Genomic DNA, 13,124 nt, shown 5'->3' with positions numbered 1-13,124 from the left:
TTTGCGTAATATCTGTATAGCCTTTACGACGCTATAAATTCAACGCGTCTATTTTGGGTTCGTCCCGCTTCTGAGTCATTCGGTGACACGGGAACCCCTTCACCTTTTCCGAAGGTCTCTAACCTGTCTGCGGAGATGCCATAGGTCGACACTAATATCTCTTTGACGGCCGCAGCTCGCTGTTCACTTAGCGTCAGATTTGTTTTATCATCTCCGACATTATCCGTATGTCCTACGATCTGCAAGCGTAATTGCTGGTTTTCAAGCAGGAGATCAGCAACAGACTTTATAACGCCAAACGACTGTGGCTTTATACGTGAAGCTCCCGTGTCAAACAGTATACCGGTTGTCGTAAATGAACCATTTTGAAGAAGATGCTGGCGAGGCGGTATCAAACCCTTGGCTATTTTGACATTGCTGACATAGACACCGATTTGTTCATCCTTATAAGGGCTGCTCGCTAGTTTGAAGAACAGTTGATTAAACTCCCCATTTTTTGCGACGCCCTTTGGTGCATCATACAGCTTATCCCCGTCAATCCAAATACGTACGCGTTCTTTCTGAACTTGTATAGCTACGTGGGCGATTCGCCCATACCATGTTTGTACCTTGTTGTCATTTTTTGCCGGACTGTTGAAATAACGGATATACTTTTCATACGAATCTAAACTAAAGGTTCCCGAATTGGCGTGCGGTGAAATGTTTACATAGAAAGACTTGTCGCCATTTTGTTCGTTGAGCAGCTTGTTTGATGTAGGGGACTGTTCGCCCGAGGCGACTAAGCCAAACCTAAACTCAGGAGCCATCCACCCTTGGAAGTCTATATCGAAGACCAAATCAAACTCTACGCTAAAATCTTGGCCAAACCCTTCTTCATTACTGGACAAGACAACGCTTCGTTGTGCCATGCGTAACCATTTCCCATCGATGTTATTTAAATTAACGACAACCGAACTACCATTGCTGTTCCAACCTGAAGGCAATTCTCCAATTGGATCGTCGGAAAAATTTGCCGCATATAGTATGGAATCGCCAGGGACGAAATCGTATTTACTGTAAGATTGGAGCGGGCTGTTATTTCGTGGTTCAGCAGTATGTGTGTTCGTTGATTTGTCTCGCTGTGCCGTGGTATCCTGTCCGTTGGCAGAAGAAGCCGATTCGATAGCTTTATCGATCCCTTTGGATACCGCTTTGTCTGTTTCGTTTAATAGTTTGTTCACGGCCGTATTTTCTATTCTGCCTTTTACTTTCTTCAATATTCCCTGAGAATAGAGCGGATTAATAACACATACTGAGTGTACCGCGAAGACCAGTAGGATCCTTGTCCATATCACTGTTTTGCCCATCTTAATATACGGTTAAATAAGTTTTCATAAATCTACTTAAGTATATATTTTGCCAACGATTTTTTCGACAAACGGCTATTTTTGACGTTCTATGTTTTTGTTTTATCGATAAATGCGTAGGCCGGTATATTATTTGAGTTTAAAAGTTACGCCGATGTTTAACACCGCTGCGCCATATCCGATTTCCGCAAAGGCACCAAATTTTTCGGAGAACCAGTACCTAGAACCGATATGTCCAGCCCATAGGAAGCCGCCGGCGGAAGCAGAAAAAGGAGCATCATCGTCTCCGTCCCATTTAACCGACGCGATGTTATATCCGAGCATTATCCCTCCGTATGGATCGAATTTTGTTGAATTTACTTTCAGGTGGTAGGATCCCCTGGCTGCCGCTAATATATGGGTGTATTTCCAATTACCATAACCGCCAAAAGATTCTTTTTCAGTTGAAAATGCTGCGTAGGCGCCTACACTAATCCGATCGGAAACAGCCTGCTCATAGCTCAAGCCTACGGGTATACCGAAGCCGCCAGCGATACCTACCCCTACATTAAGCATCTTGTCGCCTTTTTGAAAAGATTGCGCCGTGGAGGTTGTAGCGTATAAGATGCACGCCAATGTAATAAATGCAATGTTTTTAATCTTAGTCATGATTTGTTTTAAGTTTTATCTTTTTGTCACGACAAAATTAGATGAAGGAAGCGATCGAAATTTACGTGCTACTACGGAATACCCAAAAATCAGTACGACCGTAACACTACGGTATTGAAACCGGAACTGCTGGCGTACAAGTGATGTGCTATCACCTAATACATTAACGCTTTGATGGCTGGTAGATAGTTTCGACTGACGCTCAGTTCTACATTATTGGGTAGCGTGATGAACGTTTTGTGAATGTCCTTGTATAGTTCTTTTAGGTGATCCAGGTTCACGACGTATGATCGATGGATACGTAAAAATTGGTGGGGATCAAGCCTTTGCATAAACTGTCCTATTCCTTGTGTACTTAGAAAAGACTCGTTGTGAATGGTATAGATCCAGGTATAATCTTTGTCCGCTTTTAAATACGTGATTTCGGAAACAGGAATACAGGTCAAACGATTTCCCTTTTCCACCAGAATACGTCGTGGATATAAGGTTAATTTCTTATCAGATGGATTCCCGACCTCGTTGTTCTTACATTCAAGTTTATGTAAGGATGCCTGTAAACGTTTTGTGGTGAGCGGTTTGAGTAGGTAGTCCACCGCATCATATTCAAAGGCTTTGGCTGCGTCGGTTGTGCACTCAGAAGTCAAGATAACGGCGGGTAAATGTTCTGTTCTATCCAGTACCTCAAACCCATTGATGCCAGGCAGTCCCACGCTCATGAACACCACATCTGGCTGAAGTGCGTCGATATACCGTAAAGCTTCCAGACCATTGCTGGCCTCCCAGAAAATCGCGGGATATTGGTTTTGTTTCACTTCATCAATAAGTTGCCTACGAAACAAACAATCCCGGTCCACGATAAGCAAAGTTTGTTTTCTCATATTTCGTTTATTACCAAGTTGCGTCAAAAATAGGCGTCGAAGCAGTGATATAGAACTGACAAATGTCAGAAAATGAACTTCCTATAATTTTTTATTATCTTCGTGGTTACACAACTGGCAGATCATCACTATGCTTTTGCGACACCATTTTGAACACGTATGCGCTTTTGCAAGGACGTACAATATACACTTCACTCCTGATGAATTTGATATGATTCGAAGCCACACCGAATGTGAAGTTTTACCTGCACATACTGTACTCATGGAACAAGGTAAAAAGGTGTATAAACTGTATTTTCTCAATCGGGGGATTGCACGATTATACCGCGTTCATAATGGGGTGGATCATACATTAGGTATTGTTTCGGGTCATTATTTTTTATCCACGCCGTTATATCTACAAAGTGGCGAGATTTCTACCTGTTCCCTGGAATCGCTGAGTGAGGTCGATATGTTAATATGGGACAAAGAAAGCGCGCTCTATTTGAAGAAACATATTCCAAAGATGGAAGCCATGGATTTGGCTGTCATGGATACGCTGCTCAAATGGCTGCAGGATATTCAGATCAATTCCATCTGTATGACGGCCGAAGAACGCTACATTCATTTAATAGAAACCCAACCGCTTGTCGTTCAGCAGGTGCCGTTAAAGTATATTGCATCGTTTTTGGCAATACACCAGGACAGTTTAAGCAGGATCCGTAAAAATCTGGCACAACGAAGTTAGATGAGACCGCGGAGATAAGCCTCTTTAACAAGTCCCGCGGTCGTCTTTATATTAAGCTTTTGATTGAGGCTGTGTCTGTGAGATTCTACTGTACGGACACTTAAGAAAAGCTTGTCGGCAATTTCCTGATTGGAATATTCGTTCGCTATCAAAGCCAGAATCTCGAGCTCCCTGTTGGTGAGTTTAACGTATGCTGTCGCTTTTCTGCCATGAATAGATTGTTGTAGGATTTGTTGTTCAATCTGCTTATCGATGTACTGTGCTCCTGCAGCCACTGTTTCAATAGCCTGAAGGAGAGACTCTTTTTCTGTGCCCTTAAGTAAATACCCCATTGCACCATTTCGCATCATTTTCCTAACGTATACCACGTCGTCATGGTTAGTCAGCGCAATAATGGCAAGTTTTGGGTATAAAGTAAGTAGCTCTGTACAAAGATCGATTCCATTTGTATCCGGTAGTTCAATGTCCAGCAAGAGTACATCCGGAGTTTCTTCGTTTAATTTCTGTAATAAATCGGCACCATCTTGAGCGGTGAAGAGGACTTGGTACGCCGGTTCATCTTGTAGCATTTTTAGAAGCCCATTGATGATCAGGGAATGATCGTCTACTATGCCAATAGTTATCATATGCTGCGTTTTTTATGCAAAAAAAGAAATAATCTGGATCATATTTTACCGTATTACTACGCAAAAGGATTTAAGGTGTTTAATACGTTTTAGAGTTCGACCATTGATTTATCTAAACACGTATGCGCATGGCAGTCAATGTCTATAAACACAGAAGTCCCCTTTCCGATACAAGACCGAATATCAAGATTGCCCTGAAGCGATTTTATTCGGGTGTTCAAATTATGAAAACCGATTCCGCTGGTCCAAAGAAGTTTGGTATCGAATCCTTTTCCGTTATCCTCTATAGTGATCATTAGACGCCCTTGTTCTTCCACCAATTGTACTATTCCTTCGGTAGCTTGTGCATGTTTCATGACATTGGTTACGCATTCCTGAACCACACGATAAATGGTTAACTGGGAGCTTTTGTTCAATTCAGGAAGCTCACCTATGACGTAGCAATGCATTTGGAAGTCCGGTTTATTTACCCTTTGGCAAAACGATTGAATGGCGTAGCCAAGGCCTTCCTTGAGAATCATTTCTGGAGCAAGATTATGGGAGATATTCCGTATTTCGCGCACGGCTATTTCTATGAGTTGACTTACGTCCTGGAACCCTGCCCCGGTGTTAGTGTATTCGGTCATCGCGTTGATTTGCAATCTTGCCGCCGATAAGATACTGGCTACACCGTCGTGTAGTTCCTTAGCTGTTCGCTCCCGTTCCCGTTCTTCACCTGCTAGTTGTGCTTCGATCAGCTTCTTTTGCAATTCCGTAGATTGAGCCTTTCGTTTTTGTCTATTTAATAGCCGTATGGCGACAGCTCCGAATACCAACAAAAATATCGAAAAGAGAAAGATAATAAACCATTTATTCTTACGGTCGAGCTCGGCGGCCTGCGCTACAATTTTGAGGTCTCGTTCGACGATTTGTTTTCTGTTTTGCGCTGTTTTATATCGCACTTCAAGTTCCTGTATTGTTTTTTGTGTTTCTTGACTCTGAAGCGAATCTTTTAATTGCGCATGTTTCTTGTGAAAATCCAACGCCTGTTTATAGTCGCCGAGTGCCTCATTGATGTCGGCCCCATCTTTATATAAATCGACAAGCTGCGGTGTAGCCAATTCCGTTACAGCTAGTTTATGGGCCTTTTCGAAATATTCTTTTGCGGCTTGTGTGTTTCCCATTTCTTTAAATACGCGCGACATCCCCGATAGTGTATAAACTTCATTTCCGGGCATAGATTTCGGCGTGATGGCCAGCGCTTTGGAAAATGTTTCGAGCGCCAATGGATAATGCTGCTGCATGCGATACACATCGGCGAGATTGTTCAAGGCTTTGATTTCCATCTGCAGGTCACCATAGGAACGCCCTATGGACAGGTACTGTTTCCCATGGCGTACAGCATCGGTCAGTTTTCCTGCCATAGCCTCTGCAACCATCACATTAACCAAGCTGTTGCCCATGGATATGGTGTCCTTTAGTTGCCGAGCTATCTCAAAGGACTGCCAGGCATATTGTAGGCCCTTATCCAGATCATGAAGATCCAGAAACAAGGAGCTCAAATTGTTAAGGTATTTTCTTCTGTCGGATAAGTCCCTGTGTGTCGGATCTTTGATTTCGTTCGAAATTTCCAGTGCGCTGATTAGGTTGTTTGCGGCTTCTTTTAATTGTCCTTTGGCCTGATGCTGTAACGCAATATTATTATAAGCCGCCGCCGCTTTCGGCCGGTTATTTAGACGCAAACTTATAGTTAACGCGAGCTGCGCATATTCCATAGCTTCATCAAATCGCACCTGATCATATAGAAAAACACTGTAATTGCCGGCGAATAACAACTTGCCTGATTCTGAGTTCAATTGATTGGCAAGATTACCGGCTTGTTTGAAGTAATATTCGGCAGAATCGGGAAGTCTTTCCTTGTGTTTTTGTTGTGCTATTTCCACTAAGTGGGCAATTCGAGTGGTGTCTTGTTTCCCTATGAAAGAGGAAGTTTCGGACGGCAATGCGATAAAAAGAAATAAACTAAGTGTGTACATAGGTATGCTGGTAATATCCTGATTAAATATAGATCGTTTCAATTTTTCTGCACATCTCTTTCTGCTAAAGTTGTTATTGCTCGATAAAGTGTATCAGCGAGCGACTAAGATACAATGGAATTTTGATGCATGACATCCGTAGCAATACGGAAAATTTGCTAATAGGTTTTACTACAGTTCTTTTCAGTTCAACATCCACGTAGCTTCGCAAAAAAAATAACATATGATGAAGAAAGTTATATTAATTTTTATGTCAGGCCTGCTTCTATTGATCTTGTTTTCCTGCAAGCAGGACGAACATCAGGAGCCGGAGAAGCCCACGTTTCCGTTTATGAAAGTGGGCAATCAATGGAACTATAGGATGATAACGGAAGCAGGAGAGAGGGAGATCAGTTACATGGTCGCAGATAAAACGAAAGAAAACTACTTCAAGGTACTGTTGAATTTTGTAGGTTCAGAACTGCCTTCGGTGGATCATTTTTGGTACGCCGATCAACAGACTTTTACGATGGCAACGGAGTGGCCAGACAGTAACCTCAAATTGACGATGTTAGCGAAGGACGCCAAAGTTGGTGACCGTTGGGAATACTTCGTCCCAGCGCCTTTGGATCCAGAGAATGACGATCTTTCAGGTACAGTGGCCTATGAAGTAATAGCGGTGAACGCTTCTACCATGGCCATTGGAAAGACGTTTACGGATGTATATAAGGTAAGGCACACGGCGTCGTCTCACCCGCAATTCTATGCGGACTATTTCATGAGCTTGTCATCGGGAATCATAAAAATGGAAGGAATGGGATATATCCGGATAGATGATGAAGAGATTGAATATTTTCCGCTAGCATGGCAATTAAAATCGAAGAACTTTTAATAAAGCGTTTTTATATCAATTTAATGAACATCATGCTACTTTACAAGCTGTTTATACTGGGACTGGTTGCCTTATCGGTCAGTTCCTGTCGCTTGGATTTAAATAATAGTAACGCCTATCCGGCGATAGATCAGAAAAAGTTAATTTTAAATCATTACTCCGTATACGGATTGCTGCCCAAATCGAAACACTATACGGGACCTGCGATGATGGGGTCAGAAAGGGATTGTTTCAAACCAGATCGATCATTTATACGTGGTATACTATCTGCTGTGACATTAGGTATATATACAGGGTAACCAGTGATGAAAAGCTTCAGAATGTTGACACGCCGTGCTGCGGTGATATGCATGCTACGCAATACTATACTGGCAACATCACTCACGTTAATGTTGATAAGCACGGTCGAAATAGTCAATACGTTGTATTTTAACCGGGGAAACCTTAATTCCTATGGAACGGGCTTTCTTATTGGAAATATCTTTCTGTTTATTGTCTCCATGTTGTTAAGTTATAAGTTGGCAAAATCTATGCATAAAAGATCCTGAGCAGGTCGTTCACGCTGTTAGCGTAGCATTATCATAATCAGAGGGCTATACCGGTTTCCGGATAGCCCTTTTTTAGTTCATTAGTAACCGCTTCGCTATCGGCGAGGCCAGGTTTAAAATCGTGATAAGGTTGATATGATAATATTTTATAATAACAGGGCAATGCGATATAAGATTTACAGAGGGTTTATTATCAATTTTGTTACAACGACTAGCGATTATATATTTAGTTATAGCATGTTTGTAGTAGTACATGTATAGAGAGAAGAATAGAAATAACATTATAAACGTTTTTAGTACTAGCTAAACTGAGGAATAATAACTGAAAATCGTAAATATTAAAAAAATAATAAAAGTCGCGCTTAGTGTCTTTTGTACAATATTGGCAGTTCGGGATATAGTCAAAAAATATTCCGGGGATAAATAATCGACTATCTTATTGGATGGTTCTTGATTATGGCATGTTGTCGCTGTGTGGCTGTGGATTAATTAAGGGAATGTGATTTAATAACCTAAAGTATAATTTAATTAATAACAAAAAACCTAAAAAGATGAGATATAAGAACTTTACGGGTAGTGTATTTTCGTATGGAAGGATGCTTTTTCTCTTTCTGTTGGTCGCGGTCATGTATGCGTGTAATAAGGATGTGGCGCCAGGTCCGCCAACGAGTTTGACACAGATGGGAAGTGCAATCACGCTGGTGCATGCAGATACCTCGCTGGTGCTACAATGGGAGGCAGGGCATGCGGCTTGGGAAGGAGATAGTCGGCGAGCTGAAGTGTCTTATGAGGTGCAAGTGTCATCAGATTCCACCTTTAACGATGCGGCGCAGAATGTATTTGATTTTGTCACCGATTCTACCTCACTTTTCTTGAGTGACCAGGAGCTGACACCACTGGAGCCTTATTTCGCTCGGGTACGTACCGTACCTAGCACTGGAACAGGAAGTTCCTCTTGGATGCGTACCTCACGCTTCCAAGTGAGGCCAATCGAGCTATTTACGCCGATCAAAGTCTGGAACTTATCCCATGAAGCGGTAGTGCTGAACTTTGGAAGACATGGCGAACTGACAAAAATGGTTGTGGAAAAAGCAGACGGATCCGATTCCCAAGAATTCAACGTGTCCAACGATGAGTTGATTACCATGCAATTGGAGGGGCTGACCTCGAACACAGATTATGTCGCCCGGCTTTTCCGCCATGATGATCGCTCTTTGGGAGAACTGACGTTCACGACCAAGCCAACCGTAGAGGAGGCGGGATATATTGACCTCAGAGGGAGTTCCGATCCGAAAATTCTGCAAAACACCTTGACTACAGTGCCTGATGGAAGTGTCATTGCGCTGAAGCGGGGCATGACCTATACTATGGAGGGCTTTACCTTGGATCGTGGCGTAACCTTGGTATCCGAGCCGGGATTCGGGCCGCAGGCGAGGATTGAAATGTCGTCCTCGTTTAACGTGGAAGGCGCCATGGATCTGATCAAGTTTGAAGATGTGCATTTCACCGGCGATATCGGTGGTAGCTATGTGTTTAATATCAGTAGAGTTGCTACTATTAACAAAATTGAATTTGAAGCTTGTAGAATGTCCGAGTTACGCGGGGTGATGCGTCTGCAGTCCGAAGGACAGAAATCGGTGAATGAGTACGTGATTAACAACTCTATCGTACAGAATATCGGAAACTACAACGCGCTCACGATAGATCATAGTGACGCAAGTGTGCGCGATGTACGCTTTACAAATTCAACTTTCATCAACCTGCAATATATCATCCGCCACGGTGGTTCGGTGGATGCCAGTTTGAACTCGGTGCTTATCGAAAATACTACGTTATACCATTCTCCAAGTGATAACCGCCACATTATTGATGCTAGTCGTGGTGAGATCAGCAACCTAACGGTTCGTAACACCCTCATTGGTTATACATCGGGTGGGCGTTCGTTTAATCGCGTGATGCCGAATTCGATTACTGTGTCGAATAGTTTTGCAACTTCTGACATCACTTGGGGATCAAATACGCAACAAAGGATGATAGAAGGTGTAATCGCTTATGGACGAACATCAGAACAAGTATTTGCTAACCCAGATAAGAGCAACTATGCCAATAGCGACTTAACAATTATGGATGAAGCGTTGTTTACTGTCGGTGACCCACGTTGGAGACCATAAATGGAGAAGAGCACAATAGAGATGAAACCTATTTGTAGAATGAATAAAATTAAAACAAGATATATGAAGAGTCGTGCTGAAATGCCCCTAGCTTTTCTAAGGGGAACACGAAATGTGCTGCTGGCCTGCTTGCTAGTCACTCCTTTTGCGGGAGTGGAAGCGGCCGATATACCTGCTCGAGAGCTGACGAAAACCGAAAAGCTTGTCAACATAACAGGGAAAGTAGTCGACCAAGATGGAAATCCTATTGTTGGGGCTACCGTCTTGGTAAAAGGAACAAAATCCGGTGTACAGACAGATGAAAACGGGGTGTTTCGTATAAATTTGCCGGAGGGAAATACAACAATTGTAGTAAGCTACGTTGGCTATGACGTGCACGAGGTAAATGTCGCAGGGATGACAAGTATTACGATAGAGCTGAAATCTAGTGACGCTATCGAAGAAGTGATTGTAACAGGCTACGGTACGCAAAAACGCTCCGAAATTGTCGGATCCGTTGTAACCATTACCGGCGAAGAGCTCATGGATATCCCGGCGCCGAATATTGCCGGTGCCTTGCGAAATCAAATTCCGGGTGTTGGTGTGAGCGAAGCCTCGGGCCGGCCGGGGTCACGGATTACCCTGAATATACGGGGAGCTTCTATGAGTGACGCGGGTCAAGGAATTGGTGCGACTACAGAACCGCTTTATATCGTGGATGGGATTACGGTAACCGCCGATGTTTTCGATGCTTTGGATCCTTCCATGGTGGAAGATATTACCTTTCTGAAGGATGCTTCGGCGGCTATATATGGGGCTGCCGGTGCGAAAGGGGTAGTGTTGGTGACGACTAAGCGAGGAAAACAAGGAAAGCCCAGTATTTCCTACAACGGTTATCTCGGTGTGAACGATGCGGCTCGCAGACCGGAGTTTCTTTCTACCTATGAATTGGCGGAATTCCTGAACGAAGGCTATTATATGGCGAATGCCTCTCGGGGAAGTTTCTTCTCGGAAGCGGATTTGGACTACCTGCGTGGGCTGGATGTGGATAGCTGGTACGATCAGCTTTGGAAGCCGGCAGTGACGCAAAGGCATAACCTGAGTATTTCCGGTGGTGGTGAAAATACGACCTTCTTTGTGGGGGGGAGTTTTCAGAACCAAAATGCTAACTACGCCGGTATGAAGCATGATAAGTATACTTTGCGTAGTGGCTTGACGACAACCATTGTAGAAGGTCTGAAAGCCGACATTGCCTTTAATGTAGACCACAGCATTCGGGAGAGTAAAAACCAAATCGGGAACGAAACGGACGCAGGCTTCTATGAAAACATCGTATCTACACCCGATTGGTATCCGATGTACATTGACGGATATCCTGTTGATTTAGGCGGTCGATCCAACCCCTTAGCAGCACTGAATTCCGGATACTTGGAGTCGCGGAAAGGACAGGGTTATAGCATTAATGCTAGTTTAACCTGGGAACCTAAGTTTTTAAAGGGTTTGTCAGCACGGATGCAAATGTCGCAACGCGGAGGGAACGAAAATACGAACACGTACCGTCCGCCATACCGCTTATACCAATTCGAACGCATGGGAAATAATAATGCGTTCTTCTCGACGACGATGGATCCCGATCAAGAGCCATGGGGAGTTGATAAGAACAACTCGTTAACAAGCCCTACGCTGGCACAAAACAAGGGCTATCAGGGCTTTGTGACCTTGTCTTATAACAATACCTTCGCAGATCACACGCTGGGGGTTATTGTTGGGGGAGAACAAACGCGTGGTTATTCGGAAAATTTGGGCGTGCGCTGGCTTACCCAGTTGGTTCCGGGCTTTGAGGATTATTGGGCATTTGATGTAAACACCATGCAGCGTACGGCTAGAGCCATCACAGAGCATACCAAACGTTCCGGTTTTGGACGGGCTAGCTACGACTACAAGAAAAAATACATGCTGCAAGTGGTAACACGTTTAGATGCCTCCTCGAACTTCGCACGTGGCGATCGCTGGGGCTGGTCACCAAGTGTAGGTGCCGGTTGGAATATCAGTGAGGAAAACTTTTTCAAAGACAATATCTCCTTTATCAATAATTTGAAATTGCGGGTCAACTGGGGGATTACAGGCGATGATCGAGTAGATGACCGCCTTTGGCAGGAACGTTATCTGTTGGGGACTAATGACGGCTACTTGTTCGGCAACAATCAATATGGGGTTGGTCTAAACCCTTCTACATTCCCCAACTTGAACATCACTTGGGAGAAGAGAGAAACGTTCAACTTTGGCTTGGACGCGACGCTGCTGAATAATAAAATGAACGTTACGCTGGAGATCTTTAAAAACAGGACTTATGACGGTTTTGATCAGGGGGCAGATACAACGAACCCGCTTTATGCCGGGCTGCTCGCACCGGTCATTAATTATCGAGAGGCCTACAACTGGGGTTCAGAAATTTCGGTAGGTTATAAAACGAAATTAGCAGAAGACTGGAGCTTAAGCACCAATATGAACTTTGGTATCCCATTCTATGGGAACTCTATCGTGACACAAATGCTTTATCCTGCAAACGATATTCTGGAAAAGGATTTGGATGACGGCAAATGGTTGGGAACAAAGTTTGGCGTAGATCCGCGTATTTACAACTCGGGTAATATTGGCTTCCGTACACAAGGCATATTCCGCACACAGGAACAACTGGATGCCTTTATGTCTGAAAATCCAAATTATACCATTAATGGAGAGGTGCCACAAGTAGGTTGGTTGGTCTACGAGGATGTCAATGGGGACGGTGTCGTGAACCATTTGGATCAGACGCTGCTTCAGAATCGTCGAACCAATAGTACTTTCGGTATGGGAGGGAATATCGGGATTAACTACAAAAGCTTCAGTTTACGGACCAATTTGGTGATGAACTTTGGCGGTAGGGCGGCTATCGATAGCCGAGCGAGAACCAGGCCGGACCTGGAAACCAATGTGCCGATACTCTGGCGTGATCGCTGGACACCGGATGATCCGATGAATGGAATATATCCACGCGCAGACGATCCCTATATTAATCGTCATGCCGATATATGGACCGTAAACGGAACCATGATCCGGGTCAATAATATGACTTTTAGTTACAGCCTACCGTCCAATGTCGCACGTCGCTTGGGGCTGGGAAGTGCGCGTATACTCGCGACCGGAAATAACTTATGGGTACTGGTAAACCCATTCAGTTACAAGGACCCCTATACATCCAGCGCTTATAACTATCCTACTGTACGGACACTTTCGCTGGGCTTGAGTGCTAGCTTGTAAACTTAATACGAAAGA

The 13,124-nt window shown here is 43.8% G+C and carries 11 protein-coding genes; 6 read left to right on the top strand and 5 right to left on the bottom strand.

What is annotated here, in order from left to right; translation table 11 throughout:
- Nucleotides 1-23 precede the first annotated feature (23 nt).
- The 3 genes from C5745_RS01350 to C5745_RS01340 form a co-directional block, all read right to left on the bottom strand.
- Entirely contained in the window at nt 24-1,220 is a 1,197-nt protein-coding gene (locus C5745_RS01350) for an OmpA family protein (RefSeq protein WP_165792986.1), read from the bottom strand.
- 255 nt (nt 1,221-1,475) lie between these two features.
- Complete coding sequence (locus tag C5745_RS01345; RefSeq protein ID WP_105715139.1) at nt 1,476-1,994, bottom strand: hypothetical protein; 519 nt, start codon at nt 1,992-1,994, stop codon at nt 1,476-1,478.
- 155 nt (nt 1,995-2,149) lie between these two features.
- Nucleotides 2,150-2,872, bottom strand: coding sequence for a LytR/AlgR family response regulator transcription factor (locus tag C5745_RS01340; RefSeq protein ID WP_105715138.1), 723 nt, complete (start codon nt 2,870-2,872; stop codon nt 2,150-2,152).
- A gap of 211 nt (nt 2,873-3,083) precedes the next feature.
- Here C5745_RS01340 and C5745_RS01335 point away from each other — a divergent pair, with 211 nt between their 5' ends.
- Nucleotides 3,084-3,599 carry a Crp/Fnr family transcriptional regulator gene (locus C5745_RS01335; protein WP_207795680.1) on the top strand — a complete coding sequence of 172 codons (516 nt, stop codon included), beginning with the start codon at nt 3,084-3,086 and terminating at the stop codon, nt 3,597-3,599.
- Here the strand turns inward: C5745_RS01335 and C5745_RS01330 are convergent.
- Nucleotides 3,596-4,225, bottom strand: a complete 630-nt coding sequence (locus tag C5745_RS01330; RefSeq protein WP_105715136.1) for a response regulator — start codon at nt 4,223-4,225, stop codon at nt 3,596-3,598. The genes C5745_RS01335 and C5745_RS01330 overlap by 4 nt on opposite strands.
- Nucleotides 4,226-4,314: 89 nt before the next feature.
- Complete coding sequence (locus tag C5745_RS01325) at nt 4,315-6,282, bottom strand: tetratricopeptide repeat protein (protein ID WP_133166265.1); 1,968 nt, start codon at nt 6,280-6,282, stop codon at nt 4,315-4,317.
- A gap of 181 nt (nt 6,283-6,463) precedes the next feature.
- Here C5745_RS01325 and C5745_RS01320 point away from each other — a divergent pair, with 181 nt between their 5' ends.
- From C5745_RS01320 to C5745_RS01305, 5 genes are all read left to right on the top strand, one after another.
- Nucleotides 6,464-7,111 carry a hypothetical protein gene (locus tag C5745_RS01320; protein WP_133166264.1) on the top strand — a complete coding sequence of 216 codons (648 nt, stop codon included), beginning with the start codon at nt 6,464-6,466 and terminating at the stop codon, nt 7,109-7,111.
- Nucleotides 7,084-7,410, top strand: a complete 327-nt coding sequence (locus tag C5745_RS01315; RefSeq protein ID WP_105715133.1) for a Bor/Iss family lipoprotein — start codon at nt 7,084-7,086, stop codon at nt 7,408-7,410. Before C5745_RS01320 ends, C5745_RS01315 begins: the two co-directional genes overlap by 28 nt.
- Nucleotides 7,411-7,416: 6 nt before the next feature.
- The gene (locus tag C5745_RS20045; protein WP_133166263.1) at nt 7,417-7,659 is read left to right on the top strand and encodes a hypothetical protein; all 243 of its coding nucleotides are present in this window, start codon (nt 7,417-7,419) and stop codon (nt 7,657-7,659) included.
- A gap of 551 nt (nt 7,660-8,210) precedes the next feature.
- A complete protein-coding gene (locus C5745_RS01310; protein WP_105715132.1) occupies nt 8,211-9,830 on the top strand; it encodes a DUF4957 domain-containing protein in 1,620 nt (539 codons plus the stop codon).
- A 63-nt stretch (nt 9,831-9,893) separates the two neighbouring features.
- On the top strand, nt 9,894-13,109 hold the full coding sequence (locus tag C5745_RS01305) for a SusC/RagA family TonB-linked outer membrane protein (RefSeq protein WP_165792985.1): 3,216 nt from the start codon (nt 9,894-9,896) through the stop codon (nt 13,107-13,109).
- The last annotated feature ends 15 nt before the right edge of the window (nt 13,110-13,124 follow it).

The organism is Sphingobacterium haloxyli, from assembly GCF_002980525.1.
GTDB classification, from domain to species: Bacteria; Bacteroidota; Bacteroidia; order Sphingobacteriales; family Sphingobacteriaceae; genus Sphingobacterium; species Sphingobacterium haloxyli.
This window is presented reverse-complemented; position numbering and strand designations above follow the sequence as displayed.

Bases quoted from the DNA above. Each gene is read 5' to 3' on its own strand.
- C5745_RS01345 (WP_105715139.1), bottom strand. From the start codon at position 1,994: ATGACTAAGATTAAAAACATTGCATTTATTACATTGGCGTGCATCTTA.
- C5745_RS01340 (WP_105715138.1), bottom strand. From the start codon at position 2,872: ATGAGAAAACAAACTTTGCTTATCGTGGACCGGGATTGTTTGTTTCGT.
- C5745_RS01335 (WP_207795680.1), top strand. From the start codon at position 3,084: ATGATTCGAAGCCACACCGAATGTGAAGTTTTACCTGCACATACTGTA.
- C5745_RS01330 (WP_105715136.1), bottom strand. From the start codon at position 4,225: ATGATAACTATTGGCATAGTAGACGATCATTCCCTGATCATCAATGGG.
- C5745_RS01320 (WP_133166264.1), top strand. From the start codon at position 6,464: ATGATGAAGAAAGTTATATTAATTTTTATGTCAGGCCTGCTTCTATTG.
- C5745_RS01315 (WP_105715133.1), top strand. From the start codon at position 7,084: ATGGCAATTAAAATCGAAGAACTTTTAATAAAGCGTTTTTATATCAAT.
- C5745_RS20045 (WP_133166263.1), top strand. From the start codon at position 7,417: ATGAAAAGCTTCAGAATGTTGACACGCCGTGCTGCGGTGATATGCATG.
- C5745_RS01310 (WP_105715132.1), top strand. From the start codon at position 8,211: ATGAGATATAAGAACTTTACGGGTAGTGTATTTTCGTATGGAAGGATG.
- C5745_RS01305 (WP_165792985.1), top strand. From the start codon at position 9,894: ATGAAGAGTCGTGCTGAAATGCCCCTAGCTTTTCTAAGGGGAACACGA.